Source organism: Streptomyces sp. NBC_00299, from assembly GCF_036173045.1.
Classification (GTDB): Bacteria; Actinomycetota; Actinomycetes; order Streptomycetales; family Streptomycetaceae; genus Streptomyces; species Streptomyces machairae.
On the sequence record NZ_CP108039.1, the window covers coordinates 4,052,669 to 4,076,666 of the forward strand.

A 23,998-nucleotide genomic window follows, 5' to 3' on the forward strand; every position below is an offset into this window, starting at 1 on the left:
GGGGTCTCCGGGCAGAGGGGTGCGGGTTCGGGGGCGAAGCGGCTGTCAGGCGCGCGATGGCGGTGCACCTCCGTCGTCGTCCGCCGGCCGCCGGGCCGACCGACCGAATGGGTCGTCGCCGTACGGCACCTCTTGGCCGTCCCCGTGCGACGGCTGCCGCGCGGACCGGAACCACTGCGAGACCTCGGCCTGCCCGGCCGCGTACGGCACCTGCTCCTGCACGTGCCCGTGCCCGTGCCCGGGGTACTGCGGCCGGCCCTGGCCGTACTGCTCACCGTGGCCGTAGGCCTGTCCCGATCCGTAGGGGGCCTCGGCGTACCGCTCCCGCGGCGGGGCCGGGATGGTGATCACCGGGATCTCCTGGGTCTGGGAGGCCTGGTAGCGCTCCTCGTGGGCCGTGGGGTACGAGGCGTACGGGTCCAGGCGCTGCTGCTGGTGCGGGGCGGCGGCGACAGCCGCGTCTCCCGCCTCGTCCGTGCCGCTCTCGTCCGCCGGGAGCTCGGCCAGGTATTCGAGCAGTTCCTCGCCCTGTCCGTGGATGTTGCCGATGGCGACGAGGGAGGAGCCGTCGGACATCCGGCCGAGCAGGGTCGGCATGAACTCGTCCGCCGCGCGACGCTCTCCGCCCAGGTCGACGGCCCGGTCACGCCAGTCGGCGGGGATGGCGTCGATGGCGCTCTTGGACGGGTGGCCGATGACGAAGACGTTGTCCGGCTGGAGGTCGGGGATGATCTCGCCCATCTGCCCGTTGCGCTCCACCCGGTCCGGGCGGCAGTTGATCACGACGTTCAGGGGGCGGCGGATCGCGCCGAGGTCGAGCAGCTGGTTGATGTTCATCAGCGTCGACTCGGGGTCGTTGGCCGCGAACACGTTGGCGAAGGCGAGCCGCTTGCCGTCGGGGGCGACGTACTTCTCCACCGACAGCACACCCGGGTCCGGCGGGGCGTCGTACATGCCCTGCAACGCGACCTTGCGCTCGATGCCGAGCAGGTCCGCCACGACCAGCGCGATCGCGACGTTCTCCTTGAAGGTGAACCAGCTGAAGCCGCGCAGCTCCTCGTCGGTGACCGTCTCCGGATCGGCGTAGATCAGCCGGCAGTTACGGGCGTCCGCCTCCTCCTGGAGGATGTGGAAGCGCTCCTTCTCGGCGGTGACGCAGATGCCGTCCTCCGGCATCGAGCGGCACAGCGAGCGGGCCACGTCGTCGAGCGTGGGCCCCATCTCGGCGAGGTGGTCCTCACGGACGTTGCACAGCACGCCGATCGTCGAGCGGATCAGCTTGCTCTGGTTGACCTCCTGGAGGGCCGGCATGACCGCCATGCACTCGATGACGAGGGCGTCGGGACGGTAGGTGGCGGCCCGGCGGACGATGCCGATCTGTTCCACCACGTTGGCGATGCCGAACTTCCGGTAGACCGGCTCCTCGGTGGCGTCCGGGTGGATGAAGCGCGCGGCGGTGCCCGTCGTCTTGGCCACGGTGACCAGGTCACCGCCGCGCAGGGCTCCCGCGCACAGCCGGGTGATGGAGGACTTGCCACGGATTCCGTTGACGAGCACCCGGGAGGGGATGGTGTGCAGGGCGGCGTAGTGCCTGCGCTGCTCGATGATGCCCGCGATCAGCAGGAACACCGAGCCGATCAGCAGGACGAAGTAGAGGTAGAGCACGGGCCGGTCACCTTCCTCCGGCGCCGAGCCTGGGCTCGGCACTCCGGCGTGCCTGGTTCTGCCTGCGGGCCTGCAACTGCTGGCGGACCAGTTCGAGGCTGCGGACGACGGCCCCCACCTCGTCGTGATAGCGGGGGTACAGCACGGTCTTGAGGTCGCCGTCGGCCAGCTTCTCGGCGCTGCCCGCGAGGGCGCGCAGCGGCCGGACCACGACCAGATGGATCCAGCCCAGGCAGACCACGATCAACGCGAGCCCGAGCATTCCGGCGAGCACACTGCGGTCCTCGCGCTCGTACGGGGCGATCTCGAAGTGCTTGGCGTTCTGCCAGCTGACGACACTCCAGCCGACGTCGGCCGCCACACCGCCGCCGGAGAAGGGCGCCGCGGCGGCGACGGTGACCGAACGGCCCTCGCGGATCAGCAGCCCGTTCTCCACGGGCCCCGCGCCGACCTTGACGCCGCCCGCTCGCACGAGGTCGGTGAGCGACTCGCGCGGCAGGCCCTCGAAGGCGAGGAAGCCGTCACTGGCGGCGATGGTCCGCGCCTCGGCGTCGACCACGCGGACCTCACCGAGGCCGGGCCGGTTCAGCAGCGAGTTCAGGAACTCCACCCGGATTTCGCCGACCAGGGTCATGCCCTTCTCGTCCGGCAGGGCGGCCCCGGCCTGGATCACCGGCTTCTTGCCGCCCTCACCCGACACGCGGACCAGCGACTGGTCCTGGTCGTCGGACGTGTCGTCGGACGTGTCGCCGGACGCGTCGGTCTTGTCGTCGGCCTCGCCGCGCTCCCAGTCCGCGTTCGGCTCGGCCCCGGCGCGGGCGACGACCTCGCCGCCCTCGTCGACGACGTACAGGGAGCCGTACCGCGTGTGCTTGCGCAAGGCGTCGTCGAGCACGCCCGTGCTGCGGTCGGGGTCGTCCGCGTCGATCAGACGGGAGATGGAGACGAGGTCGGCCTGGGCCTCGTTGAGGGCCCGGCGCACCCGGTCGGCGACGAGGTCAGTGCGGTCGCGCTGGTCGTTGACCATGGTGCTCGGCACACTCACCGAGGCGTCCGTGCGGTTGAGGAGCAGACCGACCGGCACGCACCACAGCAACAGCAGGACGGCTGTCAGCGCCAGCGGCACCCGCAGACCGAGCCGTCCCCCACGGCCCTTGCTCGCACCGGAACCCTGGGGGGCATCGCCGCCCCCGTCGGACAACTGCCCGCGCAGCCGCTCCAGCGCGGCGCCGACACGGGCGGTCTCGCCCCAGCGGGGCACGGCGACGGGGCGGGTCAGATCGCCGCGGGCCAGTCGGCGCGACTCCAGGAAGAGCCCCAGCAGGGGCCGCTGCACCGCCATCCACAGCACGGTCGCCGCCAGCAGCCCGAACACCACCAGGACTCCGGCCGCCACCAGCCCGTACAGCTCCCGCTCCTGCCCGACGGCCTGTTCCTGCACCACGGGCAGCATGGCCACGACGGTCAGCCCGAGACCGGCGCCCACGCTCTTGCGCTGCTCCGGGTCGGCGGAGGCGAGGGAGGCGTAGCCGGCGGTGGCGATACGGCCGTTGTAGGCGTCGCCCAGCAGGGTTCCGCTGACGCCCGGGTAGCCGCGGGAGCCGGGCTCCCTGGCGCTGACGGGGTCCTGTTCGGTCTCCTTCGCCGCCCGCTGCGACAGCCGCGTGATCTGCTTGTGGAGGAAGGTCAGCTCGTCGCGCTCCGCGTCCGAGTTGAGCGCCTCGGCCTGCTCGAAGCCCTCCGTGGCGAGGACCTCGCCGCCGCGGGCAACGACCGCCATGGAGCGGAACGGGCCCAGGTTGATGGCGGGCACGGAGAGGCTGTTGGAGGCGATCAACAGCTGCTGCGGACGGTCCTTCCGGTCGAGCAGGGCCATGGTCATGAGCCGTACGTCACCGGTCTTCAGCCGCACCATGCGGGGCGTCAGGGCGTGCTCACCGGTGAGTACGTCCTTGTCCAGCCAGGCAAGGGGAATCGTTTCGCCCCGAGCCGCGAGCACCTTCCCGCTCTCCAGATCCAGCACCGTGGTGCCGGTCCACTTCTGGTATGTCCTGCTCAGATCCGACAGCACCCGCTCCGGATCCGCGGGCTTGCCGGCGTTCAGCGCGGCCGCCACGCGGTTCAGGTCGGTGACCCGCTCGTCGATCGACGCGCGTAGGGCGATCGCGCCGTCCTGCGCGAAGTGCTCCTGGGAGCCCAGCACCGCCTTCGGCACGGCCGGCTCACCTGCGGGGCCCAGCACCTTGGCGGTCAGCCCGGCCAGGGCGAGGATCAGCAGGCACAGCAGCGCGATCGGCGGCCGTACGCCGCCCAGGAGGGGCATGTCCGCACGTCTGCGCAGGCGTCGCCGTCCGCCCCGTGCGGGACGTGGCGCACCCTTGGTTGAAGTCACCGGTGGTTTCCTTCGCCTCTTCACTACTCAGGCGCTCGCAGGAGCCACCGCTGACGCGGGCATGAGACGCCGTCACTTTAAAAGACAGTCGACACGCGCCGGGGTTGGGCTCCGGCAGGCAACAGTCGACGTGTCGCTCGTCACTTCCCCAGCGAGAGCTGCTCAAGACCGTCGCCGCGCGGGGCGCCACGATTGTGGAGGAAGCCGCGGGTACGGTCTGCGGCCAGCCGGTAGCGGGCCAGCCGGTCCTCCGACAGGTCGCCCGGGCTGTCGAGCACCTGCTGCACGTCCACCACTCGGTGCTCCTCGACCGCGCTCTCGGGCGCCTTGTCGCCGGCTTCCACCTCCGGCGGGATGTCGACCAGCGTGGTCCGGTAGCGGGCGTCGACGTCCCAGCCGTCGGCCGTCTCCCTGAACTCGAACCAGCCGATCGCGCCCTCCTCGGTGAGACCGGTCGGCGAGGAGTGGCGGGCCACCTGGTTGCCGAGGCTGTAGGCGACCCACTTGCCGTTGAGCTTCTGGATGGGCTGCACCACGTGCGAGTGGTGACCGATCACCAGGTCGATCCCGGTCTCCTTGGTGATCCGCTCCGCCAGCTCCAGCTGCGGGAGGCTCGGCTCGTTGTAGTGCTCCAGGCCCCAGTGGACCGAGAGGATCACCACCTCGGCGCCCTTCTTGCGGGCCCTGGCCTCGGCCTTCTTGATCTCGTCGGTGCTCATCCGGTTGAAGGCCCAACGCTCCTTCCCGGGCGTGGGATTGAGAAAGGACTCCCAGGAGAAGGAGAGATGGGCGACCTTGACGCCGTTGACGTCCCGGATGTTGATCTGCTCTGCTTCCTGCGGCGTCCGCGCGGACCCGGTGTGCCCGAGACCCACCTTGTCCATCGCGTCCAGGGTGCGCTTGACGGCCTTGAGGCCGTGGTCGTACGTGTGGTTGGAGGCCGTCGAGCAGGTGTCGTAGCCCACGTCCTTGAGGGTTGTGAGGATCTGCGGTGGAACCAGGAACTCCGGGTAACCCTCGAAGGGGCCCTTGGGTGTCCCGACCGGTGTCTCCATGTGACAGATGGCCAGATCGGCCTTGCTGATCACCGGCTTCACCCCGGCCATGAGCGGTCCGAAGTCCAGCCCGGCCTGCCCCTCACCGGTCTTCTCGGCGTCCTTGGCCGCCTGTTCGACCAGCTCGGGGTGGATGAGCACATCCCCCGCGGCGGCGACGGTGAACGACCGTCCGCCCGGCTTCACCTGCGCCCCGGGGGACCCTGAGGTACAGGCGGCCATCAGGCCGCCCAAAGCCACCAGAACCGTCAGCGAGCGACCTATACGGAGAGACTTACGGAATGTCACCGCGACATATTCACACGCGCCACACAACTCAACCTGTCTCTACCGTCACAAGACAGTCACGGTTCGCTCGCATTTTTGCCCAAACGGTTTTGATCCTGGCGTTGGCCGGTTGTGAGGCGGCATCACCCCATGCGACGGAACAGTCCGTTCCGCGGGCCCGGGAGCTCGTGGACCTCCGCAGCCGGATCCTCACGTACACGGCCCGCTTCGAACCCGACGACACCTACACCCCGCCCGCCGGCGACGAACGCGCCCAACTGGCGCGCGGTGTCGGGCGCCTGCTGGACGGCGACGCGGCGGAGGCGGAGCGCGCGCTCGCACCCCTCGGCCTCGGCGTGACCCGCCTCACCGACACCGACTCCGGCCGGCGCTACGACGAGATCGCCGCCGTCCGGCAGAGCGGCGAGGCCGCACGCTGGGGCCGCCTCTACCTGACCGCCGACTCCGAACTGCGCTGGAACGTCCAGGTACCGCACCCGGTGTCCGACCGTGACACCGAGTCACTCGGCGTCCGGCTGCTGGAGAACACTCCCTCGGGCGCACTGGTCGTGGCCGGGGCCCACCGCCGCGCCGGCCGCACGGACGCCGCGGACGTGGCCCACCGCGAGGACAGCGCGTTCCACGCCATCGTCGTGGAACTCCAGAAGCGCGGGGTGCCCGGCCTCCAACTGCACGGCTTCGCCCGGACGTCCGAGCGCCCCTACGAGGCCATCGTCTCCGGCGGCGTGGCCCAGAGCGCGTCCGGCGAGGCCTCGGCGTTGGCCGACCGGCTGGAGTCGGACGGTCTGCGGGTCTGCCGCGGCTGGTCGGCACGCTGCCCGCTGGAGGGCACCGAGAACGTCCAGGGCAGGTCGGCCGAACGCCGCCACGCCCCCTTCCTGCACGTGGAACTGGCGCCCGCCGCCCGCGACGACGGCCGCGACGCCGACGAGACCGAGGACGCCCTGCGCGATCTCCTCAGCACCTGGTCGGCCGACTGAGGCTCAGCAGCAGCCGGCCCGACCGGGCAACGACCGCTTGTTCCGCGCTTCCTTGCTGCGCGCCGCGAGCAACTCGTCCGCCGGATACCCCACCTCTTCGAGGGTCAGCCCGTGCGGCCGTACGACATGCACGGCGGAGTCCCTGACCCCGGCGGCGAGCACCTTGCCGGGCCAGTCGGCGGGCCGGTGCCCGTCCCCCACGAACAGCAGCGCCCCGATCAGCGACCGCACCATGTTGTGGCAGAAGGCGTCGGCACGCACGGTGGCGGTGATGATCCCGTCGTCCCCCCGCACGAGGCTCAGCTCCTGCAGCGTACGAATGGTGGTCGCCCCCTCCCGCTTCTTGCAGTAGGCGGCGAAGTCGTGCTCCCCCAGGAGCCGCCCGGCGGCCTCGTTCATGGCGTCGACGTCGAGGGGCCAGTCGTGCCAGAGGACGTGGCTGCGCAGCAGCGGGTCGACACCCCCGGGATTGTCGGTGACGCGATAGGCGTACCGCCGCCAGACCGCCGAGAACCGAGCATTGAACCCACTGGGCGCCTCCCGCAGCGCCCACACCCGCACGTCCTTGGACAGCCGCCCGGCAAGCCGCTTGAGCAGCTTCTCGTGATGCTCCCGCCAGACCGCCTCCGGCAGATCGACATGCGCCACCTGGCCGCGGGCGTGCACGCCGGCGTCGGTACGCCCGGCGACGGTCAGCTCGTACGTCGTCCCGCCCGACCGCGTGACGGTCCGCAGTGCGTCCTCGATCTCCCCCTGCACGGTCCGCCGCCCGCCGGCCTGCTTGGCCCAGCCGGAGAACTCGGTCCCGTCGTACGACAGATCGAGGCGCACACGCACATACCCGGGCTCTACTTCGTCACTCACACGGAGATCCTCTCAGGAACACAAGAGCGGGCCCGCTCCTCGAAAGGAACGGGCCCGCAATCGCCCGAAGGGGCGCGGGGAACTGCGCGACAAGCCACGACGGCGCCGCAGCCGCAAACCGAACAGCCCCCGGCAGACGCTTACGCGTCCTTCGACTCCTCGGCAGCCTCATCGGCCTGAGCCTCGGCAGCCTCGTCGGCCTTGGTCGTGTCGACCTTGACCTCGGCGTCCTTGGCAGCGCGCTTCGTCGCGGCCTCGGCCTCGCCAGTGGCCTCCTGAGCAACCGTCAGGCCCTCGACCAGCTCGATGACAGCCATGGGCGCGTTGTCGCCACGACGGTTACCGATCTTGGTGATACGGGTGTAGCCACCCGGACGGTTCTCGTAGCGCGGGCCGATCTCGGTGAAGAGCGTGTGCACGATGCTCTTGTCCGTGATGACCTGCAGCACCTGGCGGCGGTTGTGAAGGTCGCCCTTCTTCGCCTTGGTGACCAGACGCTCGGCGTACGGCCGCAGACGGCGGGCCTTCGCCTCGGTGGTGGTGATACGGCCGTGCTCGAAGAGCGCCTTCGCGAGGTTCGCGAGGAGCAGCTTCTCGTGCGCGGCACTGCCGCCCAGACGGGCACCCTTGGTGGGCTTCGGCATTTTCCATCTCCTGTGTCTCTGCCCCGGCCGTATCAGGTACCGGGGTCAGTATCCGAGCAGGCGGTCGCCTGTCGAAGATCCGGACCGGGCCTCAAGGGGCCGGTCCGGAGGGAACCGGAAGTCGGTCCCGAGCTCTTAGTACTGCTCTGTCTCGACGAACCCGGCGTCTGCGTCGTCGTCCGCGCCGAAGGCGTCCGCGGCAGCGGTCGGGTCGAATCCGGGCGGGCTGTCCTTCAGGGCCAGGCCCATGCCGGCCAGCTTCGCCTTGACCTCGTCGATGGACTTCGCACCGAAGTTGCGGATGTCCAGGAGGTCGGCCTCGGAACGCGCCACGAGCTCACCCACGGAGTGGATGCCCTCGCGCTTGAGGCAGTTGTACGACCGAACGGTGAGCTCGAGCTCCTCGATCGGCAGCGCCAGGTCGGCGGCAAGGGCGGCGTCCGTCGGGGACGGTCCCATGTCGATGCCCTCGGCGTCGATGTTCAGCTCGCGGGCGAGACCGAACAGCTCGACCAGGGTCTTACCGGCCGACGCCATGGCGTCACGCGGACGCATCGCCTGCTTGGTCTCGACATCGACGATCAGCTTGTCGAAGTCGGTCCGCTGCTCGACACGCGTGGCCTCGACCTTGTACGTGACCTTCAGAACCGGCGAGTAGATCGAGTCGACCGGGATACGGCCGATCTCCTGGCCCACCTGCTTGTTCTGCACCGCGGAGACATAGCCGCGACCGCGCTCGACGGTCAGCTCCATCTCCAGCTTGCCCTTGCCGTTCAGCGTGGCGAGGACCAGGTCGGGGTTGTGCACCTCGACACCGGCCGGAGGCGCGATGTCGGCGGCGGTGACCAGACCCGGACCCTGCTTGCGCAGGTACATCACGACAGGCTCGTCGTGCTCCGAGGAGACGACCAGCTGCTTGATGTTGAGGATCAGGTCGGTGACGTCTTCCTTGACGCCCGGCACGGTGGTGAACTCGTGCAGGACACCGTCGATACGGATGGACGTGACCGCCGCACCCGGGATCGAGGACAGGAGCGTACGACGCAGGGAGTTGCCGAGGGTGTAACCGAAGCCCGGCTCCAGCGGCTCGATCACGAACCGGGAGCGGAACTCGTCAACGACCTCTTCGGTCAACGAGGGACGCTGAGCAATCAGCATGTTGCGATCCTTCAGTCAGGGGCGCCCGCTATTTGACGCCCTGATGTGTGACAAGGGTACGGGCGATATGACTCCGAAGAGCCATACCGCCCGAAAACCTCAAACCAAGCAGCCGTGCACCCGACCCGAGGGTCAGACGCGGCGGCGCTTCGGCGGACGGCAGCCGTTGTGCGGGGTCGGGGTGACGTCCTGGATGGAGCCGACCTCGAGACCAGTCGCCTGGAGCGAACGGATGGCGGTCTCACGACCGGAGCCCGGGCCCTTGACGAACACGTCGACCTTGCGCATGCCGTGCTCCTGGGCGCGGCGGGCAGCCGACTCGGCAGCCATCTGCGCGGCGAACGGCGTGGACTTCCGGGAGCCCTTGAAGCCGACGTGGCCGGCGGAGGCCCAGGAGATCACGTTGCCCGACGGGTCCGTGATGGAGACGATCGTGTTGTTGAACGTGCTCTTGATGTGCGCGTGGCCGTGAGCGACGTTCTTCTTTTCCTTGCGGCGCACCTTCTTGACGGCGCCCTGACGTCCCTTGGGGGGCATCTGTTAACTCCTACGGGGAGGTGGTCGGTCCTACAGCGAAGACCGCTGATGAAGCGTTGTCCGCTGAGGACTACTTCTTGCCCGGCTTCTTCTTGCCGGCGATGGCGCGACGCGGGCCCTTGCGGGTGCGGGCGTTGGTGCTGGTGCGCTGACCGCGGACCGGCAGGCCACGGCGGTGACGCAGACCCTGGTAGCAGCCGATCTCGACCTTGCGGCGGATGTCGGCCTGGATCTCGCGACGGAGGTCACCCTCGGTCTTGATGTTGTTGTCGACGTACTCGCGGATCGCGACGAGCTGCTCTTCGCTCAGGTCACGAACACGGGTGTTCGGGTCGATGCCCGTCTCCGCCAGCGTCAGCTGCGAAAGGGTCCGGCCGATGCCGAACACGTAGGTGAGGGCGACCTCCACGCGCTTTTCGCGCGGGATGTCAACACCGGAAACGCGTGCCATTCAATGGCTCCTGGTGATCTTCGGAGGTCTTCCGCAGAACCGAATCCCAGCCGCCGTACCAGGTACGAACTGGGTCCCCGGCCTCCGAACCGGGGGTGTCAGGCGAAAGCTCGCCTGGATTCTGCGTATGAACATATTCAGCTCGCGTCGCGCGAATCTCTGCGATGTCGTTGCAGAGGGAGTGGACGATCGTGCGTCAGCCCTGGCGCTGCTTGTGGCGCGGGTTCTCGCAGATGACCATGACCCGACCGTGACGGCGGATCACCCTGCACTTGTCGCAGATCTTCTTGACGCTCGGCTTGACCTTCATTGGTGAGGTTCTCCGGGTCAGTGCCATCGCCTCGGGAAGCCCGGGGCGCGGGCAAGATCTACTTGTAGCGGTAGACGATCCGGCCACGCGTCAGGTCGTACGGAGACAACTCCACCACGACCCGGTCGTCAGGGAGGATGCGGATGTAGTGCATGCGCATCTTGCCGCTGATGTGTGCCAGGACCTGGTGGCCGTTCTGGAGCTCGACCTTGAACATGGCGTTCGGCAGAGACTCGACGACAGTGCCCTCGATCTCGATGGCACCTTGCTTCTTGGCCACGCTTCGCCCTTCGGAATCGACTACCTTGATCGGCCCTTGGACTTTTCCCTTACGGGCGCATGCAGACATGCGGGTGCACAAGAGCCGACGAGTCAGTCTACGTCAGCGCACCCGGAAAGACGAATCGGGGAAGTCTGCCCCGGACGGCAGATCATTAAGCGCCGGGGAGGTACGGCGAGACACTCAGGCCGACGGATCCGGCGCGGTGACAATCCCGTACTCGGCCAGCTTCGCCTTGCCGCCGTCCGGAGAGGTGAGCACCAGCGGCCCCGCCTCGGTCAGCGCAACCGAGTGCTCCCAGTGCGACGACCAGGTGCCGTCGGTGGTGATCACGGTCCAGTCGTCCGACAGGACCTCCGTCTTCGGGGTGCCCAGCGAGACCATCGGCTCGATCGCGAGGCAGAAGCCCGGGACCAGCTTCGGCCCCTTCCCGCGCCGCCGGTCGACGTAGTTCAGCAGATGCGGGTCCATGTGCATCTCGGTGCCGATGCCGTGGCCGCCGTAGTCCTCGATGATCCCGTAGCGCCCGCCGCCCGGCTTGGGCTGCCGGCGGATGTACGTCTCGATGGCACGGGAGACGTCGACGAGGCGGTTGCCCTGCTTCATGGCCGCGATGCCGGCCCACATCGACTCCTCGGTCACCCGGGAGAGCTCGACCAGCTCCGGAGCGTGACCGGAGCCCACGAAGGCGGTGTAGGCGGCGTCGCCGTGCCAGCCGTCGATGATCGCGCCGCAGTCGATGGAGATGATGTCGCCGTCCTTGAGGACGACGTCCTCGGACGGGATGCCGTGGACGACGACGTCGTTCACGGAGGTGCAGATGGTCGCAGGGAAGCCGCCGTAGCCGAGGAAGTTCGACTTGGCACCGTGCTCCGCGAGGACCTTGCGGGCGACCTCGTCCAGATCCTTGGTGCTGGCCCCGGGAACCGCGGCCTCACGCGTGGCCGCGTGAATGGCGGCGACGACCAGCCCCGCCTCACGCATCTTGGCGATCTGCTCGGGGCTCTTGATCTGCACCATGGGGACGGGGGCCTTCCTGGACTGAATAGAGGGGACTGCTTCAACCATAAGGGCGGAGGCTGCGCACCCCACCCCACGCAGCAGCCGCGGCCCCCTCACAGGGAACCGCGGCCTGAGCTACGTACGAGCCAAGAACGCTACTTGCCGTCCCCGTCACGCTGAAGCGCCTCCATGGCGCGCGCCGTGACGTCTTCGACCTTGCCGAGCGCGGAGATGGTGACCACCAGTCCCTGCGTCTTGTAGTAGTCGATGATCGGCTCGGTCTGCGTGTGGTAGACCTCGAGGCGCTTGCGGACCGTCTCCTCCGAGTCGTCGTCCCGCTGGTACAGCTCGCCGCCGCAGACGTCGCAGACGCCTTCCTTCTTCGGCTGGCTGTACGTCACGTGGAAGACGTGGCTGGAGTCCTTGCGGCAGATCCGCCGCCCGGCGATCCGCTTGACGACCTCTTCCTCGGGGACTTCGAGGTCCAGGACGGCGTCCAGCTTCATGCTCTCGGACTGGAGCATCTCGTCGAGCGCCTCGGCCTGGGACACATTGCGCGGGAAGCCGTCCAGCAGGAAGCCACCCTCGGCGTCCGGCTTCTCCATGCGGTCCTTGGCCATCCCGATGGTGACCTCGTCCGGCACCAGGTTGCCCGCGTCCATGTAGGACTTCGCGAGTTTCCCGAGCTCCGTCTGCTGGCTGATGTTGGCGCGGAACAGGTCGCCCGTGGAGATGTGCGGGATCGACAGGTTCTTGGCGAGGAACGCAGCCTGCGTTCCCTTACCGGCGCCCGGCGGCCCGACGAGGACGATACGCATCAGCGGAGGAACCCTTCGTAATTGCGCTGCTGGAGCTGGCTCTCGATCTGCTTCACCGTTTCGAGACCGACACCCACGATGATCAGGATGCTGGTCCCGCCGAACGGGAAGTTCTGGTTTGCCCCGAAACCAGCCAACGCCATCGTCGGCACGAGAGCGATCAGGCCCAAGTACAGCGAGCCCGGCCAAGTGATCCGGTTGAGTACGTACGAAAGGTACTCAGCGGTCGGTCGGCCAGCCCGGATGCCCGGGATGAAGCCACCATACTTCTTCATGTTGTCCGCGACTTCCTCGGGGTTGAACGAGATGGCCACGTAGAAGAACGCGAAGAAAATGATCAGGAAGAAGTACAGCGTGATGTGCAGCGGAGCGTCCGTCAGCGCGAGGTTCTGCTCGATCCAGGTCTTCCAGCCGGCGTTCCCGCCGGCGAACTGGGCGATCAGCGCCGGGATGTAGAGCAGCGACGAGGCAAAGATCACAGGGATGATGCCCGCCTGGTTGACCTTCAGCGGAATGTACGTCGAAGTACCGCCGTAGGACCGGCGGCCGATCATGCGCTTCGCGTACTGGACGGGGATTCGGCGCTGAGCCTGCTCGACGAAGACCACCAGGCCGATCATGACGAGACCGACCGCGACCACGGTGCCGAACTCGATCCAGCCGTCGGCCAGGGAGCCCTGCTTCTTGATGGCCCACAGCGCGGACGGGAAGGTCGCGGCGATCGAGATGAACATCAGGATCGACATGCCGTTGCCGATGCCGCGGTCGGTGATCAGCTCACCGAGCCACATGACCATGGCCGTACCGGCGGTCATGGTGATGACCATCACGACGGTGGTGAAGATCGAGCGGTCAGGCACGATCTGGTTGGCGACCTGGCAGTTCTGGAAGAGCGCACCGCTGCGCGCGGTGGCCACCAGACCCGTGCCCTGCAGTACGGCGAGCGCCACCGTCAGGTAGCGGGTGTACTGCGTGATCTTCGCGGTACCGGCCTGGCCTTCCTTCTTCAAGGCTTCCAGGCGCGGGATCACGACGGTCAGCAGCTGCAGGATGATGCTCGCCGTGATGTACGGCATGATGCCGAGAGCGAAGATCGTGATCTGAAGCAGCGCGCCGCCACTGAACATGTTGACCAGACCGAAAAGGCCCTGGTTGGCGTCCGCCTGGTCGATGCAGACCTGTACGGCCCGGTAATCGACGCCGGGAATCGGAATGTGGGTACCGACCCGGAAGATCACGATGATGCCGAGCGTGAAGAGCAGCTTCTTGCGCAGGTCGGGCGTCTTGAACGCCCGGGCGAACGCGGTGAGCACGGTGCCTCCTGCGACCCCCGCGCTACTGCGTCAAGGGTGACGGTCTTGAGGTTCGACTAATAGGAACGACTTGGCTAACGGTCAACTGCCGCTCAGAGTGCCCCACAAGAAGCACTCCGTAAAAGTGGGCAGTGCAGGCCACCTTACCCGCGGGACCGCCCCCCTTGGAACGACCAACCGGGGATACCCCATTTGTGGGGTATCCCCGGTCGGGATCGCTCAAGTCATCGAGACGCCTGATGGATTCAGACGAGCTCGGTGACGCTGCCGCCGGCGGCGGTGATCTTCTCCTTGGCGGAGCCGGAGACGGCGTCAACCGTCACCTGCAGCGCCACGGAGATCTCACCCTGGCCGAGGACCTTGACGAGGCTGTTCTTGCGAACAGCACCCTTCTCCACCAGGCCCTCGACCGTGACCTCGCCACCCTCGGGGTAGAGCGCGGCCAGCTTGTCGAGGTTCACGACCTGGAACTCGGTCTTGAACGGGTTCTTGAAGCCCTTCAGCTTCGGAAGACGCATGTGGAGGGGCATCTGCCCACCCTCGAAGCGCTCCGGAACCTGGTAGCGGGCCTTCGTGCCCTTGGTACCACGACCGGCCGTCTTACCCTTCGACGCCTCACCACGACCCACACGGGTCTTGGCGGTCTTGGCGCCCGGGGCGGGACGGAGGTTGTGGATCTTCAGCGGGTTGTTCTCCGCCATGATCAGACCTCCTCAACCGTCACGAGGTGGCGGACGGTGTGCACCATGCCGCGGAACTCGGGGCGGTCCTCCTTGACGACCTGCGTGTTGATCCCCTTGAGACCAAGGGAGCGCAGGGTGTCACGGTGGTTCTGCTTGCTGCCGATGTAGGACTTGACCTGCGTAATCTTGAGCTGCGCCATGATTACGCACCCGCCCCGGCACGCGCACGGAGAAGAGCCGCGGGGGCGACGTCCTCGAGCGGCAGACCACGGCGGGCCGCGACCTCCTCGGGACGCTGCAGGCCCTTCAGGGCCGCCACGGTCGCGTGCACGATGTTGATCGCGTTGTCGGAGCCGAGCGACTTCGACAGGATGTCGTGGATACCGGCGCACTCGAGCACGGCACGCACCGGACCACCGGCGATAACACCGGTACCGGGCGACGCGGGCTTGAGCAGCACGACGCCGGCAGCCTTCTCACCCTGGATCGGGTGCGGGATGGTGCCCTGGATACGGGGGACCTTGAAGAAGTGCTTCTTGGCCTCCTCAACACCCTTGGCGATGGCGGCCGGCACCTCCTTGGCCTTTCCGTAACCGACACCGACGGTGCCGTCACCATCGCCCACCACGACCAGCGCGGTGAAGCTGAAGCGACGACCACCCTTCACAACCTTGGCGACACGGTTGATCGCGACAACGCGCTCAACGTAAGCGGTCTTCTCGGCGGCAGCTGCGCCGCCGTCACGGCCCTTCCGGTCCCGCCGCTCGCCGCCACCGGCACCGCCACCGCGGCGCTGGGGTCCAGCCATTGGAATTACCTCTCTCTGTTTCCGCTAGCTACGGAAGCGGCTCAGAACTTGAGCCCGGCTTCGCGGGCGGCATCCGCCAGGGCAGCAATGCGCCCGGCGTACTGGTTGCCACCACGGTCGAATACGACAGCCTCGACGCCGGCGGCCTTGGCGCGCTCGGCGACCAGGGCGCCGACCTGCTTGGCCTGCGCGGACTTGTCGCCCTCGCCACCGCGGATCGTGGTGTCCAGGGTGGACGCCGACGCCAGGGTGTGACCCTTGATGTCGTCGATCACCTGGGCCACGATGTGGCGGTTCGAGCGGGTAACGACCAGACGCGGACGCTCCGCCGTTCCGTTGATGTGCTTACGGATCCGGATGTGGCGGCGCTTGATCGCGGCGCGCTTGTAGGCGTCGCCCTTAAGGATCTTCTGTCCGTATGCCATGGCTTACTTACCCGCCTTTCCGACCTTGCGGCGGATGACTTCGCCCTCGTACTTGACGCCCTTGGCCTTGTACGGGTCGGGCTTGCGCAGCTTGCGGATGTTGGCCGCAACCTCGCCGACCTTCTGCTTGTCGATGCCCTCGACCGAGAACCGGGTGGGGGCCTCCACCTTGAAGGTGATGCCCTCGGGGGCCTCGACGGTGATCGGGTGGCTGTAGCCCAGAGCGAACTCCAGGTTCGAACCCTTGGCCGTCACGCGGTAACCGACACCGCTGATCTCGAGCTTCTTCACGTAACCCTGGGTCACGCCGGTGATCATGTTCGCCACCAGCGTGCGGGACAGGCCGTGCAGGGCCTTGTTCTGACGCTCGTCGTTCGGGCGGGTGACGTTCAGAACGCCGTCCTCATCCCTGACGATGTCGATCGGCGCGGCAACGGTGTGGGTCAGTTCGCCCTTGGGGCCCTTGACCGAAACCGTACGGCCGTCGATGGTGACGTCCACGCCGGCGGGAACCGTGATGGGGAGCTTGCCAATACGCGACATAGCTGTTTCCTCCGTTCCCTTCCGCTACCAGACGTAGGCGAGGACTTCCCCACCCACGCCCTTCTTGCCGGCCTGCTTGTCGGTGAGGAGCCCGTGGGACGTCGAGATGATCGCCACGCCCAGGCCGCCGAGCACCTTCGGCAGGTTGGTGGACTTCGCGTACACCCGGAGACCGGGCTTGGAGATCCGCTTGATGCCCGCGATGGAGCGCTCACGGTTCGGGCCGAACTTCAGCTCGAGAACGAGGTTCTTGCCGACCTCGGCGTCCTCGACCTTCCAGCCCGTGATGAAGCCCTCCTGCTGGAGGATCTCCGCGATGTGAGACTTGATCTTCGATGCCGGCATCGTCACGGAGTCGTGGTATGCCGAGTTCGCGTTCCGCAGACGCGTAAGCATGTCTGCGATCGGATCAGTCATGGTCATGAATTGGCCTTCGGCCTCTCTCGCCGGGGTTTCCTGGTGCGCCATCCCTCTCCCCGATCCGAGACGGGACGGGTGCGGCGCGGTGGACCTACGGCGTAGTAAGTCGTACGGGCGACCGTCAGGCGCCCAACCCTCCAAGCCTAAGCCATGGAAGGGAGGGCGCCTGACACGCCCAGTGCTTACCGAGAGCCCTTGGAATCCCTAAATGGGGGATTACCAGGAGCTCTTGGTCACGCCCGGCAGTTCGCCACGGTGAGCCATCTCACGAAGGCACACGCGGCACAGGCCGAACTTGCGGTACACGGAGTGGGGACGGCCACAACGCTGGCAGCGCGTGTAGCCACGCACGCCGAACTTGGGCTTGCGAGCAGCCTTCGCGATCAGAGCCTTCTTCGCCATCTCGCTCACGCCTCCTTGAAGGGGAAGCCGAGGTGACGAAGGAGCGCGCGGCCCTCAGCGTCGTTGGTCGCCGTGGTCACCACGGTGATGTCCATACCCCGGGTGCGGTCGATCTTGTCCTGGTCGATCTCGTGGAACATGACCTGCTCGGTGAGACCGAAGGTGTAGTTGCCACGGCCGTCGAACTGCTTGGGGGACAGACCACGGAAGTCGCGGATGCGCGGGAGCGCGAGCGACAGGGTGCGGTCCAGGAACTCCCACATGCGGTCGCCACGGAGCGTGACGTGGGCACCGATCGGCTGGCCCTCACGCAGCTTGAACTGCGCGATGGACTTGCGGGCCTTGGTGACGGCCGGCTTCTGACCGGTGATCGTGGTGAGGTCGCGGATGGCGCCCTCGATCAGCTTGGAGTCGCGGGCGGCGTCGCCCACACCCATGTTGACCACGATCTTGACGAGGCCGGGGATCTGCATGACGTTCTCGTACTTGAACTCGTCACGCAGCTTGCCCGCGATCTCCTCGCGGTACTTCGTCTTCAGACGCGGAGTGGTGGTGGTAGCCATCAGATGTCCTCACCCGTCCGCTTGGCAACGCGGATCTTGTTGCCTTCGTCGTCGAAGCGGTAACCGACACGCGTGACAACCTTGTTGCCGTCCTTCTCAACGACCAGCTGGACGTTGGAGACGTGGATCGGCGCCTCGGTCGTGACGATGCCGCCGGCCTGCGAACCCTTGGCGGTCGGGCCGGCCTTGGTGTGCTTCTTGACCCGGTTGACACCCTCGACCAGGACACGCTCGTCGCGCGGGTAAGCGGCAATGACCTTGCCCTGCTTGCCCTTGTCCTTACCGGTGATGACCTGGACCAGGTCGCCCTTCTTGATCTTCATGCTTACAGCACCTCCGGCGCGAGCGAGATGATCTTCATGAACTTCTTCTCGCGCAGCTCACGGCCGACGGGGCCGAAGATACGGGTGCCGCGAGGGTCGCCGTCGTTCTTCAGAATGACGGCGGCGTTCTCGTCGAAGCGGATGTACGAGCCGTCCGGACGGCGGCGCTCCTTGACGGTGCGAACGATGACCGCCTTGACGACGTCACCCTTCTTCACGTTGCCACCGGGGATCGCGTCCTTGACGGTGGCGACGATGACGTCACCGATGCCCGCGTAGCGGCGACCGGAGCCACCGAGCACACGGATGCAAAGGATCTCCTTCGCACCAGTGTTGTCGGCGACACGCAGTCGCGACTCCTGCTGGATCACGTCTATCTCCTGTTTGTCTGCCGGTTCCCGGCAGGGGCCGCTTCATGAAAGAGGCGAGCCCCTGCCGAGCCTGGCGGAACTGACCTGCGGGTTTGCCCGCAGGAAATTACTTGGCCTTCTCGAGGATCTCGACGATGCGCCAGCGCTTGGTCGCCGACAGCGGACGCGTCTCCATCAGGAGGACGCGGTCGCCGACGCCGGCAGCGTTCTGCTCGTCGTGCGCCTTGAGCTTGTTCGTACGGCGGATGACCTTGCCGTACAGCGCGTGCTTGACGCGGTCCTCGACGGCGACGACGACGGTCTTGTCCATCTTGTCGCTGACGACGAGACCCTCACGGGTCTTGCGGAAGCCGCGGGCCTCTGCAGTCTGCTCAGTCACGTTGCTCTCACTCATCAGGCGCTCTCCACCGTCTCGATGCCCAGCTCGCGCTCACGCATCAGGGTGTAGATCCGCGCGATGTCCTTACGGACGGCCTTGAGCCGACCGTGGTTCTCGAGCTGACCGGTCGCCGCCTGGAAGCGGAGGTTGAACAGCTCTTCCTTGGCTTCGCGAAGCTTCGCCAGAAGCTCCTCGTCACCCAGCTCGCGCAGCTCGGACGCCTTGGTACCGGCCGACATCACGCTTCACCTGCCTCGCGCTTGACGATCCGGCACTTCATCGGCAGCTTGTGGGCTGCGCGAGTCAGGGCCTCACGGGCGATCTTCTCGTTGGGGTAGGACAGCTCGAACATGACCCGGCCCGGGTGCACGTTCGCGATCCACCACTCCGGCGAACCCTTACCGGAACCCATGCGGGTCTCGGCAGGCTTCTTCGTGAGCGGGCGGTCCGGGTAAATGTTGATCCAGACCTTGCCGCCACGCTTGATGTGGCGGGTCATGGCGATACGGGCCGCCTCGATCTGGCGGTTGGTCACGTACGCCGGCGTGAGGGCCTGAATGCCGTACTCGCCGAACGCGACCGTCGTACCGCCCTTGGCCTGACCACGGCGCTTCGGGTGGTGCTGCTTGCGGTGCTTGACCCTACGGGGGATCAGCATGTCGGTCAGGCCTCCGTTCCGGTGCTCTCAGCCGGAGCGGCGGGGGCCTCGGCCTTGGGGGCCTCGGCGCCGGCAGCCTGCTGCGGCTTACGACCGCGCCGCTCGCCACCGCGGCCACCACGGGCCGGGCGGTCGGAGCCGCCACCGCGGGCCGGGCGGTTACCCGCACGGGCGGCAGCGTTCTCGGCGCGGACCTCGGCGATGTTCTTGACGTCGCCCTTGTAGATCCAGACCTTCACACCGATGCGGCCGAAGGTCGTCTTGGCCTCGAAGAAGCCGTAGTCCACGTTCGCGCGGAGCGTGTGCAGGGGCACACGGCCCTCGCGGTAGAACTCCGAGCGGGACATCTCGGCGCCGCCGAGACGGCCACCGCACTGGATCTTGATGCCCTTGGCGCCGGCCTTCATCGTGCCCTGCATGCTCTTACGCATGGCGCGACGGAAGGAGACGCGGGAGGAGAGCTGCTCGGCAACGGCCTGGGCAACCAGCTGAGCGTCGGTCTCGGGGCTCTTGACCTCGAGGATGTTCAGCTGGACCTGCTTGCCCGTGAGCTTCTCGAGGTCACCGCGGATGCGGTCGGCCTCGGCGCCACGGCGGCCGATGACGATGCCCGGACGAGCGGTGTGGATGTCCACCCGCACGCGGTCACGGGTGCGCTCGATCTCAACCTTCGAGATGCCGGCGCGCTCCATGCCGGACGTCATCATCCGACGGATGGCGACGTCTTCCTTGACGTAGTCCTTGTACAGCTTGTCGGCGTACCACCGGGACTTGAAGTCCGTGGTGACACCGAGCCGGAACCCATGCGGGTTAACCTTCTGGCCCATTACCGGGTTCCTTCCTTGCTGCTGACGACCACGGTGATGTGGCTGGTCCGCTTGCGGATCCGGTAGGCACGGCCCTGGGCGCGCGGCCGGAACCGCTTCAGGGTCGGGCCCTCGTCGACGTACGCCTCGCTGATCACCAGCGAGGAGGCGTCCGGGTGGTCGTAGTTGTGCGCGGCGTTGGCAATGGCGCTGTCGAGCACCTTGCCGACCGGCACGGAGGCTGCCTGCGGAGCGAATCGCAGAACAGCCTGAGCCTCCGTGGCGTCCATGCCACGGATAAGGTCCACCACGCGGCGGGCCTTCATGGGCGTAACGCGGATGTACCGCGCCTGGGCCCTGGCTTCCATGGTTGTCCCTCTCAGTTACTTACGTGTCTGAATGCGATCCGCTACTAGCGGCGCTTCGACTTCCGGTCGTCCTTGACGTGACCCCGGAAGGTGCGCGTCGGCGAGAACTCGCCGAGCTTGTGGCCGACCATCGACTCGGTGACGAACACCGGGATGTGGGTCTTGCCGTTGTGCACCGCGAGCGTGTGGCCGAGCATGGCCGGCACGATCATGGAGCGACGGGACCAGGTCTTGATGACGTTCTTGGTGCCTGCTTCGTTCTGCGTTTCCACCTTCTTGATCAGGTGGTCGTCGACGAAGGGCCCCTTCTTGAGACTGCGCGGCATCTAAACCCGCTCCTAGCGCTTCTTGTTCGTCTTGCGGCGGCGGACGATGTACTTGTTGCTCGCCTTCTTGGGAGCACGAGTACGACCTTCCTTCTGACCCCAGGGGCTGACCGGGTGGCGACCACCGGAGGTCTTGCCCTCACCACCACCGTGGGGGTGGTCAACCGGGTTCATCGCCACACCGCGAACGGTCGGGCGAACGCCCAGCCAGCGCTTACGGCCGGCCTTACCCCAGTTGATGTTGCTCTGCTCGGCGTTGCCGACCTCGCCGACGGTGGCGCGGCAGCGCACGTCGACCAGGCGGATCTCACCGGAAGGCATGCGGAGGTGGGCCATCGAGCCCTCCTTCGCGAGCAGCTGCACGGAGGCACCGGCGGAGCGGGCGAACTTGGCGCCGCCACCGGGACGGAGCTCGATCGCGTGGATCGTGGTACCGACCGGGATGTTGCGGAGCGCCAGGTTGTTGCCCGGCTTGATGTCGGCCCCAGGACCGTTCTCGACGCGGTCACCCTGCTGCAGGTTGCGCGGGGCGAGGATGTAGCGCTTCTCGCCGTCGGCGTAGTGCAGCAGCGCGATGCGCGCGGTGCGGTTGGGGTCGTACTCGATGTGCGCGACCTTCGCCGGCACGCCGTCCTTGTCGTGACGACGGAAGTCGATCACGCGGTAGGCGCGCTTGTGGCCACCACCCTGGTGGCGGACGGTCACACGACCGGAGTTGTTACGGCCACCCTTGCTGTGCAGGGGGCGGACCAACGACTTCTCCGGCGTGGACCGCGTGACCTCGACGAAGTCGGCGACGCTGGAGCCACGGCGGCCCGGCGTAGTCGGCTTGTACTTGCGGATTCCCATTTCTCAGTCCTCGTCCGATATCGGACGATCCGGACCGCCCTCAGGCGGTCGGACCGCCGAAGATGTCGATACGGTCGCCCTCAGCGAGGGTCACGATCGCGCGCTTGGTGCCGGCACGCTGGCCGAAGCCCGTGCGGGTCCGCTTGCGCTTGCCCTGGCGGTTGATCGTGTTGACCCCGGTGACCTTGACCTCGAAGACCGTCTCGACGGCCTGCTTGATCTGGGTCTTGTTGCTGCCCGGGGCGACGACGAACGTGTACTTGTTCTCGTCGAGGAGCGCGTAGCTCTTCTCGGACACGACCGGCTTGATCAGGATGTCACGGAGGTCCGTGAACGCCTTGCTCGCCGGCGTGACGACGGTGTTCTTGCCCTCGGCGGCGTGGCGACGCGCCTTCTTGACGCGCGCCTCCTTGGCCTTCTTCGCGGCCTTCGAGGCAATAGCGGGGTGACGGATGGCCATCAGACCTCGCTCCCTTCGGTGTCATTGGCCTTCGGGCCGGACACGAAGGACTCGAAGGCGGCCTGGGTGAAGACCACGTCGTCCGAGACGAGAACGTCGTACGTGTTCAGCTGGCCCGGCTCCAGGATGTGGACCTGGGGCAGGTTGCGGGCGGACAGCCACGCGGCCTCGTCGGCGCGCTCGACGACCAGGAGCAGGTTCTTGCGCTCCGAGATCTTGCCGAACAGCGACTTGGCGGCCTTCGTGGACGGGTTCTCGCCCTCGATGACGCCGGAGACGACGTGGATGCGGTTGTTGCGGGCCCGGTCGGTGAGGGCGTGGCGCAGGGCCGCGGCCTTCATCTTCTTCGGGGTCCGCTGCGAGTAGTCACGCGGCACGGGACCGTGCACGACGCCACCACCGGCGAACTGCGGCGCGCGGGTCGAACCCTGACGGGCGCGACCGGTGCCCTTCTGGCGGTAAGGCTTCTTGCCACCACCACGGACTTCACCGCGGGTCTTGGTCTTGTGCGTGCCCTGGCGGGCAGCGGCCAGCTGCGCGACGACGACCTGGTGGAGCAGCGGAACGCTGATCTTCTCTACGTCGAAGATCTCCGCAGGGAGCTCGACGGAACCGGCCTTGTCGCCCGCCGGCGAAAGGATGTCAACAGTGCTCATCGGTTACCTCAGGCCCCCTTGGCCGCAGTGCGGACCAGGACGAGGCCGCCGTTCGGACCGGGAACCGCGCCCTTGATGAGCAGCAGACCCTTCTCCGCGTCAACGGCGTGGACGGTCAGGTTCTGGGTGGTGACCCGCTCGTTGCCCATACGACCCGCCATGCGGAGGCCCTTGAACACACGGCCCGGGGTGGCGCAGCCACCGATGGAACCGGGAGAGCGGTGCTTGCGCTGGGTGCCGTGTCCGGCGCCGAGGCCCTTGAAGTTGTGACGCTTCATGACACCGGCGAAGCCCTTGCCCTTGCTCTTGCCGGTCACGTCCACCTTGACGCCGGCCTCGAAGACCTCCGCGGAGATCTCCTGACCCAGCGTGTACTCGGAGGCGTCCGCGGTGCGGATCTCGACGAGGTGGCGGCGGGGAGTGACGTCGGCCTTGGCGAAGTGACCCTTGAGGGGCTTGTTCACCTTGCGCGGGTCGATCTCGCCGAAGGCGATCTGGACCGACTCGTAGCCGTCGGCGTCGTTCGTACGGACCTGGGTGACGACGTTGGGGCCGGCCTTGACGACGGTGACCGGAACAACACGGTTGTTCGCGTCCCACACCTGCGTCATGCCGAGCTTCTCGCCCAGGATGCCCTTGATCTGCTTAGCCATTCTCAGATCACCGGCCCTCAGAGCTTGATCTCGATGTCGACACCGGCCGGGAGGTCGAGTCGCATCAGAGAGTCAACGGTCTTGGGAGTCGGGTCGAGGATGTCGATCAGGCGCTTGTGCGTGCGCATCTCGAAGTGCTCGCGCGAGTCCTTGTACTTGTGCGGCGACTTGATGACGCAGTACACGTTCTTCTCAGTGGGCAGCGGCACCGGGCCCGCGACCGACGCACCAGTGCGGGTCACCGTCTCGACGATCTTCTTCGCCGAGGAGTCGATGACCTCGTGGTCGTAGGCCTTGAGCCGGATGCGGATCTTCTGTCCCGCCATGGCTACTCAGTAGTCCTGTCTCTCTTACGCTCTGGAACCCGGTGTTCCCTTGACCTCCTCCGACCCACGCGGTCGGGTGTGTCGCGCCCCCGCTGACACAGATGCCCCTTGATCGAACATCCCTGCGTGGGAACACGGCCCTTCCGGAACCGCAAGCCGGGAGCTAGGAGGCCCACCGGGTGCCTGGTCGGCGTCGCACTGTCACTTCCCGAAAGATTCCCG

General features: G+C 67.2%; 35 protein-coding genes. 1 reads left to right on the forward strand and 34 read right to left on the reverse strand.

Annotated elements, in window-relative coordinates; translation table 11 throughout:
- Positions 1 to 45 precede the first annotated feature (45 nt).
- The 3 genes from pgsB to OHT51_RS17530 all read right to left on the reverse strand — a co-directional run bounded on the left by pgsB (position 46) and on the right by OHT51_RS17530 (position 5,334).
- Positions 46 to 1,665 (reverse strand): poly-gamma-glutamate synthase PgsB, encoded by a 1,620-nt coding sequence (pgsB, locus tag OHT51_RS17520; RefSeq protein WP_328879895.1) that lies wholly within the window; start codon positions 1,663 to 1,665, stop codon positions 46 to 48.
- A 7-nt stretch (positions 1,666 to 1,672) separates the two neighbouring features.
- Positions 1,673 to 3,988: a HAMP domain-containing protein gene (locus OHT51_RS17525; protein WP_328884356.1), complete on the reverse strand. Its 2,316-nt coding sequence runs from the start codon at positions 3,986 to 3,988 to the stop codon at positions 1,673 to 1,675.
- Between the two features lie 209 nt (positions 3,989 to 4,197).
- Complete coding sequence (locus OHT51_RS17530; RefSeq protein WP_328879896.1) at positions 4,198 to 5,334, reverse strand: CapA family protein; 1,137 nt, start codon at positions 5,332 to 5,334, stop codon at positions 4,198 to 4,200.
- Positions 5,335 to 5,567: 233 nt separating this feature from the next.
- On the opposite strand from OHT51_RS17530, the gene OHT51_RS17535 reads away from it, so the two are divergent.
- Entirely contained in the window at positions 5,568 to 6,380 is an 813-nt protein-coding gene (locus OHT51_RS17535) for a hypothetical protein (protein WP_328879897.1), read from the forward strand.
- 3 nt (positions 6,381 to 6,383) lie between these two features.
- Here the strand turns inward: OHT51_RS17535 and truA are convergent, their stop codons facing one another.
- The 31 genes from truA to rpsJ all read right to left on the reverse strand — a co-directional run bounded on the left by truA (position 6,384) and on the right by rpsJ (position 23,776).
- Positions 6,384 to 7,244, reverse strand: a complete 861-nt coding sequence (gene truA, locus OHT51_RS17540) for a tRNA pseudouridine(38-40) synthase TruA (RefSeq protein WP_328879898.1) — start codon at positions 7,242 to 7,244, stop codon at positions 6,384 to 6,386.
- A 140-nt stretch (positions 7,245 to 7,384) separates the two neighbouring features.
- Positions 7,385 to 7,888, reverse strand: a complete 504-nt coding sequence (rplQ, locus tag OHT51_RS17545) for a 50S ribosomal protein L17 (RefSeq protein WP_328879899.1) — start codon at positions 7,886 to 7,888, stop codon at positions 7,385 to 7,387.
- 135 nt (positions 7,889 to 8,023) lie between these two features.
- Positions 8,024 to 9,046, reverse strand: a complete 1,023-nt coding sequence (locus tag OHT51_RS17550) for a DNA-directed RNA polymerase subunit alpha (RefSeq protein WP_003966937.1) — start codon at positions 9,044 to 9,046, stop codon at positions 8,024 to 8,026.
- A 132-nt stretch (positions 9,047 to 9,178) separates the two neighbouring features.
- Positions 9,179 to 9,583 (reverse strand): 30S ribosomal protein S11, encoded by a 405-nt coding sequence (rpsK, locus tag OHT51_RS17555; RefSeq protein ID WP_017949643.1) that lies wholly within the window; start codon positions 9,581 to 9,583, stop codon positions 9,179 to 9,181.
- Between the two features lie 70 nt (positions 9,584 to 9,653).
- Positions 9,654 to 10,034, reverse strand: coding sequence for a 30S ribosomal protein S13 (gene rpsM / locus OHT51_RS17560; RefSeq protein ID WP_037680379.1), 381 nt, complete (start codon positions 10,032 to 10,034; stop codon positions 9,654 to 9,656).
- A 196-nt stretch (positions 10,035 to 10,230) separates the two neighbouring features.
- The gene (rpmJ, locus tag OHT51_RS17565; protein ID WP_003998809.1) at positions 10,231 to 10,344 is read right to left on the reverse strand and encodes a 50S ribosomal protein L36; all 114 of its coding nucleotides are present in this window, start codon (positions 10,342 to 10,344) and stop codon (positions 10,231 to 10,233) included.
- 58 nt (positions 10,345 to 10,402) lie between these two features.
- Positions 10,403 to 10,624, reverse strand: coding sequence for a translation initiation factor IF-1 (gene infA, locus OHT51_RS17570; RefSeq protein ID WP_003948620.1), 222 nt, complete (start codon positions 10,622 to 10,624; stop codon positions 10,403 to 10,405).
- A 183-nt stretch (positions 10,625 to 10,807) separates the two neighbouring features.
- Positions 10,808 to 11,644, reverse strand: a complete 837-nt coding sequence (gene map, locus OHT51_RS17575) for a type I methionyl aminopeptidase (RefSeq protein WP_328879900.1) — start codon at positions 11,642 to 11,644, stop codon at positions 10,808 to 10,810.
- Positions 11,645 to 11,781: 137 nt separating this feature from the next.
- Positions 11,782 to 12,444 carry an adenylate kinase gene (locus OHT51_RS17580; protein WP_328879901.1) on the reverse strand — a complete coding sequence of 221 codons (663 nt, stop codon included), beginning with the start codon at positions 12,442 to 12,444 and terminating at the stop codon, positions 11,782 to 11,784.
- Positions 12,444 to 13,757, reverse strand: coding sequence for a preprotein translocase subunit SecY (secY, locus tag OHT51_RS17585; RefSeq protein ID WP_328879902.1), 1,314 nt, complete (start codon positions 13,755 to 13,757; stop codon positions 12,444 to 12,446). Before secY ends, OHT51_RS17580 begins: the two co-directional genes overlap by 1 nt.
- A gap of 245 nt (positions 13,758 to 14,002) precedes the next feature.
- Positions 14,003 to 14,458, reverse strand: a complete 456-nt coding sequence (gene rplO, locus OHT51_RS17590; RefSeq protein WP_328879903.1) for a 50S ribosomal protein L15 — start codon at positions 14,456 to 14,458, stop codon at positions 14,003 to 14,005.
- 2 nt (positions 14,459 to 14,460) lie between these two features.
- Positions 14,461 to 14,640 carry a 50S ribosomal protein L30 gene (gene rpmD, locus OHT51_RS17595; RefSeq protein WP_052580766.1) on the reverse strand — a complete coding sequence of 60 codons (180 nt, stop codon included), beginning with the start codon at positions 14,638 to 14,640 and terminating at the stop codon, positions 14,461 to 14,463.
- Positions 14,641 to 14,642: 2 nt separating this feature from the next.
- Complete coding sequence (gene rpsE / locus OHT51_RS17600) at positions 14,643 to 15,248, reverse strand: 30S ribosomal protein S5 (RefSeq protein WP_007494753.1); 606 nt, start codon at positions 15,246 to 15,248, stop codon at positions 14,643 to 14,645.
- Positions 15,249 to 15,289: 41 nt separating this feature from the next.
- On the reverse strand, positions 15,290 to 15,673 hold the full coding sequence (gene rplR, locus OHT51_RS17605) for a 50S ribosomal protein L18 (protein ID WP_055622533.1): 384 nt from the start codon (positions 15,671 to 15,673) through the stop codon (positions 15,290 to 15,292).
- 3 nt (positions 15,674 to 15,676) lie between these two features.
- Positions 15,677 to 16,216, reverse strand: coding sequence for a 50S ribosomal protein L6 (gene rplF / locus OHT51_RS17610; RefSeq protein WP_328879904.1), 540 nt, complete (start codon positions 16,214 to 16,216; stop codon positions 15,677 to 15,679).
- 24 nt (positions 16,217 to 16,240) lie between these two features.
- Positions 16,241 to 16,639: a 30S ribosomal protein S8 gene (gene rpsH / locus OHT51_RS17615; protein WP_007384075.1), complete on the reverse strand. Its 399-nt coding sequence runs from the start codon at positions 16,637 to 16,639 to the stop codon at positions 16,241 to 16,243.
- A 213-nt stretch (positions 16,640 to 16,852) separates the two neighbouring features.
- Complete coding sequence (locus OHT51_RS17620) at positions 16,853 to 17,038, reverse strand: type Z 30S ribosomal protein S14 (RefSeq protein ID WP_003948630.1); 186 nt, start codon at positions 17,036 to 17,038, stop codon at positions 16,853 to 16,855.
- Positions 17,039 to 17,043: 5 nt separating this feature from the next.
- The gene (gene rplE, locus OHT51_RS17625) at positions 17,044 to 17,601 is read right to left on the reverse strand and encodes a 50S ribosomal protein L5 (protein WP_020135807.1); all 558 of its coding nucleotides are present in this window, start codon (positions 17,599 to 17,601) and stop codon (positions 17,044 to 17,046) included.
- Positions 17,601 to 17,924, reverse strand: coding sequence for a 50S ribosomal protein L24 (gene rplX, locus OHT51_RS17630; protein WP_030046380.1), 324 nt, complete (start codon positions 17,922 to 17,924; stop codon positions 17,601 to 17,603). Before rplX ends, rplE begins: the two co-directional genes overlap by 1 nt.
- A gap of 2 nt (positions 17,925 to 17,926) precedes the next feature.
- On the reverse strand, positions 17,927 to 18,295 hold the full coding sequence (rplN, locus tag OHT51_RS17635; RefSeq protein ID WP_003998823.1) for a 50S ribosomal protein L14: 369 nt from the start codon (positions 18,293 to 18,295) through the stop codon (positions 17,927 to 17,929).
- Positions 18,296 to 18,401: 106 nt separating this feature from the next.
- Positions 18,402 to 18,689 carry a 30S ribosomal protein S17 gene (rpsQ, locus tag OHT51_RS17640; RefSeq protein ID WP_053753927.1) on the reverse strand — a complete coding sequence of 96 codons (288 nt, stop codon included), beginning with the start codon at positions 18,687 to 18,689 and terminating at the stop codon, positions 18,402 to 18,404.
- Positions 18,689 to 18,913, reverse strand: a complete 225-nt coding sequence (gene rpmC, locus OHT51_RS17645; protein WP_003998824.1) for a 50S ribosomal protein L29 — start codon at positions 18,911 to 18,913, stop codon at positions 18,689 to 18,691. Before rpmC ends, rpsQ begins: the two co-directional genes overlap by 1 nt.
- A complete protein-coding gene (gene rplP / locus OHT51_RS17650; RefSeq protein ID WP_004927269.1) occupies positions 18,913 to 19,332 on the reverse strand; it encodes a 50S ribosomal protein L16 in 420 nt (139 codons plus the stop codon). The genes rpmC and rplP overlap by 1 nt, the downstream gene beginning before the upstream one ends.
- Positions 19,333 to 19,337: 5 nt before the next feature.
- The gene (gene rpsC, locus OHT51_RS17655) at positions 19,338 to 20,159 is read right to left on the reverse strand and encodes a 30S ribosomal protein S3 (protein ID WP_037680401.1); all 822 of its coding nucleotides are present in this window, start codon (positions 20,157 to 20,159) and stop codon (positions 19,338 to 19,340) included.
- Positions 20,159 to 20,506 carry a 50S ribosomal protein L22 gene (rplV, locus tag OHT51_RS17660; RefSeq protein ID WP_026290933.1) on the reverse strand — a complete coding sequence of 116 codons (348 nt, stop codon included), beginning with the start codon at positions 20,504 to 20,506 and terminating at the stop codon, positions 20,159 to 20,161. The genes rpsC and rplV overlap by 1 nt, the downstream gene beginning before the upstream one ends.
- Positions 20,507 to 20,550: 44 nt before the next feature.
- The gene (gene rpsS / locus OHT51_RS17665; protein WP_147995160.1) at positions 20,551 to 20,832 is read right to left on the reverse strand and encodes a 30S ribosomal protein S19; all 282 of its coding nucleotides are present in this window, start codon (positions 20,830 to 20,832) and stop codon (positions 20,551 to 20,553) included.
- A 12-nt stretch (positions 20,833 to 20,844) separates the two neighbouring features.
- On the reverse strand, positions 20,845 to 21,681 hold the full coding sequence (gene rplB, locus OHT51_RS17670) for a 50S ribosomal protein L2 (protein WP_062706768.1): 837 nt from the start codon (positions 21,679 to 21,681) through the stop codon (positions 20,845 to 20,847).
- 40 nt (positions 21,682 to 21,721) lie between these two features.
- Positions 21,722 to 22,141: a 50S ribosomal protein L23 gene (gene rplW, locus OHT51_RS17675; protein ID WP_328879905.1), complete on the reverse strand. Its 420-nt coding sequence runs from the start codon at positions 22,139 to 22,141 to the stop codon at positions 21,722 to 21,724.
- Positions 22,141 to 22,797: a 50S ribosomal protein L4 gene (rplD, locus tag OHT51_RS17680; protein ID WP_328879906.1), complete on the reverse strand. Its 657-nt coding sequence runs from the start codon at positions 22,795 to 22,797 to the stop codon at positions 22,141 to 22,143. Before rplD ends, rplW begins: the two co-directional genes overlap by 1 nt.
- An 8-nt stretch (positions 22,798 to 22,805) precedes the next feature.
- Positions 22,806 to 23,450 (reverse strand): 50S ribosomal protein L3, encoded by a 645-nt coding sequence (gene rplC / locus OHT51_RS17685; RefSeq protein ID WP_328424620.1) that lies wholly within the window; start codon positions 23,448 to 23,450, stop codon positions 22,806 to 22,808.
- A gap of 17 nt (positions 23,451 to 23,467) precedes the next feature.
- Positions 23,468 to 23,776: a 30S ribosomal protein S10 gene (rpsJ, locus tag OHT51_RS17690; protein WP_003948644.1), complete on the reverse strand. Its 309-nt coding sequence runs from the start codon at positions 23,774 to 23,776 to the stop codon at positions 23,468 to 23,470.
- Positions 23,777 to 23,998 lie beyond the last annotated feature (222 nt).

Bases quoted from the DNA above. Each gene is read 5' to 3' on its own strand.
- rpsE (WP_007494753.1), bottom strand. From the start codon at position 15,248: ATGGCTGGACCCCAGCGCCGCGGTGGCGGTGCCGGTGGCGGCGAGCGG.
- rpmJ (WP_003998809.1), bottom strand. From the start codon at position 10,344: ATGAAGGTCAAGCCGAGCGTCAAGAAGATCTGCGACAAGTGCAGGGTG.
- OHT51_RS17550 (WP_003966937.1), bottom strand. From the start codon at position 9,046: ATGCTGATTGCTCAGCGTCCCTCGTTGACCGAAGAGGTCGTTGACGAG.
- OHT51_RS17525 (WP_328884356.1), bottom strand. From the start codon at position 3,988: ATGCCCCTCCTGGGCGGCGTACGGCCGCCGATCGCGCTGCTGTGCCTG.
- OHT51_RS17580 (WP_328879901.1), bottom strand. From the start codon at position 12,444: ATGCGTATCGTCCTCGTCGGGCCGCCGGGCGCCGGTAAGGGAACGCAG.
- rplW (WP_328879905.1), bottom strand. From the start codon at position 22,141: ATGGCCATCCGTCACCCCGCTATTGCCTCGAAGGCCGCGAAGAAGGCC.
- rplF (WP_328879904.1), bottom strand. From the start codon at position 16,216: ATGTCGCGTATTGGCAAGCTCCCCATCACGGTTCCCGCCGGCGTGGAC.
- OHT51_RS17620 (WP_003948630.1), bottom strand. From the start codon at position 17,038: ATGGCGAAGAAGGCTCTGATCGCGAAGGCTGCTCGCAAGCCCAAGTTC.
- rpmD (WP_052580766.1), bottom strand. From the start codon at position 14,640: ATGGCGCAGCTCAAGATTACGCAGGTCAAGTCCTACATCGGCAGCAAG.
- rplR (WP_055622533.1), bottom strand. From the start codon at position 15,673: ATGGCATACGGACAGAAGATCCTTAAGGGCGACGCCTACAAGCGCGCC.
- rpsM (WP_037680379.1), bottom strand. From the start codon at position 10,034: ATGGCACGCGTTTCCGGTGTTGACATCCCGCGCGAAAAGCGCGTGGAG.
- rplV (WP_026290933.1), bottom strand. From the start codon at position 20,506: ATGGAAGCCAGGGCCCAGGCGCGGTACATCCGCGTTACGCCCATGAAG.
- rpsC (WP_037680401.1), bottom strand. From the start codon at position 20,159: ATGGGCCAGAAGGTTAACCCGCATGGGTTCCGGCTCGGTGTCACCACG.
- rpsQ (WP_053753927.1), bottom strand. From the start codon at position 18,689: ATGAGTGAGAGCAACGTGACTGAGCAGACTGCAGAGGCCCGCGGCTTC.
- rpsK (WP_017949643.1), bottom strand. From the start codon at position 9,583: ATGCCCCCCAAGGGACGTCAGGGCGCCGTCAAGAAGGTGCGCCGCAAG.
- rplB (WP_062706768.1), bottom strand. From the start codon at position 21,681: ATGGGAATCCGCAAGTACAAGCCGACTACGCCGGGCCGCCGTGGCTCC.
- rplQ (WP_328879899.1), bottom strand. From the start codon at position 7,888: ATGCCGAAGCCCACCAAGGGTGCCCGTCTGGGCGGCAGTGCCGCGCAC.
- rplO (WP_328879903.1), bottom strand. From the start codon at position 14,458: ATGGCGGAGAACAACCCGCTGAAGATCCACAACCTCCGTCCCGCCCCG.
- rplD (WP_328879906.1), bottom strand. From the start codon at position 22,797: ATGAGCACTGTTGACATCCTTTCGCCGGCGGGCGACAAGGCCGGTTCC.
- rpmC (WP_003998824.1), bottom strand. From the start codon at position 18,913: ATGTCGGCCGGTACCAAGGCGTCCGAGCTGCGCGAGCTGGGTGACGAG.
- map (WP_328879900.1), bottom strand. From the start codon at position 11,644: ATGGTGCAGATCAAGAGCCCCGAGCAGATCGCCAAGATGCGTGAGGCG.
- OHT51_RS17530 (WP_328879896.1), bottom strand. From the start codon at position 5,334: ATGGCCGCCTGTACCTCAGGGTCCCCCGGGGCGCAGGTGAAGCCGGGC.
- rplX (WP_030046380.1), bottom strand. From the start codon at position 17,924: ATGAAGATCAAGAAGGGCGACCTGGTCCAGGTCATCACCGGTAAGGAC.
- rplP (WP_004927269.1), bottom strand. From the start codon at position 19,332: ATGCTGATCCCCCGTAGGGTCAAGCACCGCAAGCAGCACCACCCGAAG.
- rplE (WP_020135807.1), bottom strand. From the start codon at position 17,601: ATGGCTACCACCACCACTCCGCGTCTGAAGACGAAGTACCGCGAGGAG.
- rpsH (WP_007384075.1), bottom strand. From the start codon at position 16,639: ATGACCATGACTGATCCGATCGCAGACATGCTTACGCGTCTGCGGAAC.
- rpsJ (WP_003948644.1), bottom strand. From the start codon at position 23,776: ATGGCGGGACAGAAGATCCGCATCCGGCTCAAGGCCTACGACCACGAG.
- rpsS (WP_147995160.1), bottom strand. From the start codon at position 20,832: ATGCCGCGCAGTCTCAAGAAGGGGCCCTTCGTCGACGACCACCTGATC.
- rplC (WP_328424620.1), bottom strand. From the start codon at position 23,450: ATGGCTAAGCAGATCAAGGGCATCCTGGGCGAGAAGCTCGGCATGACG.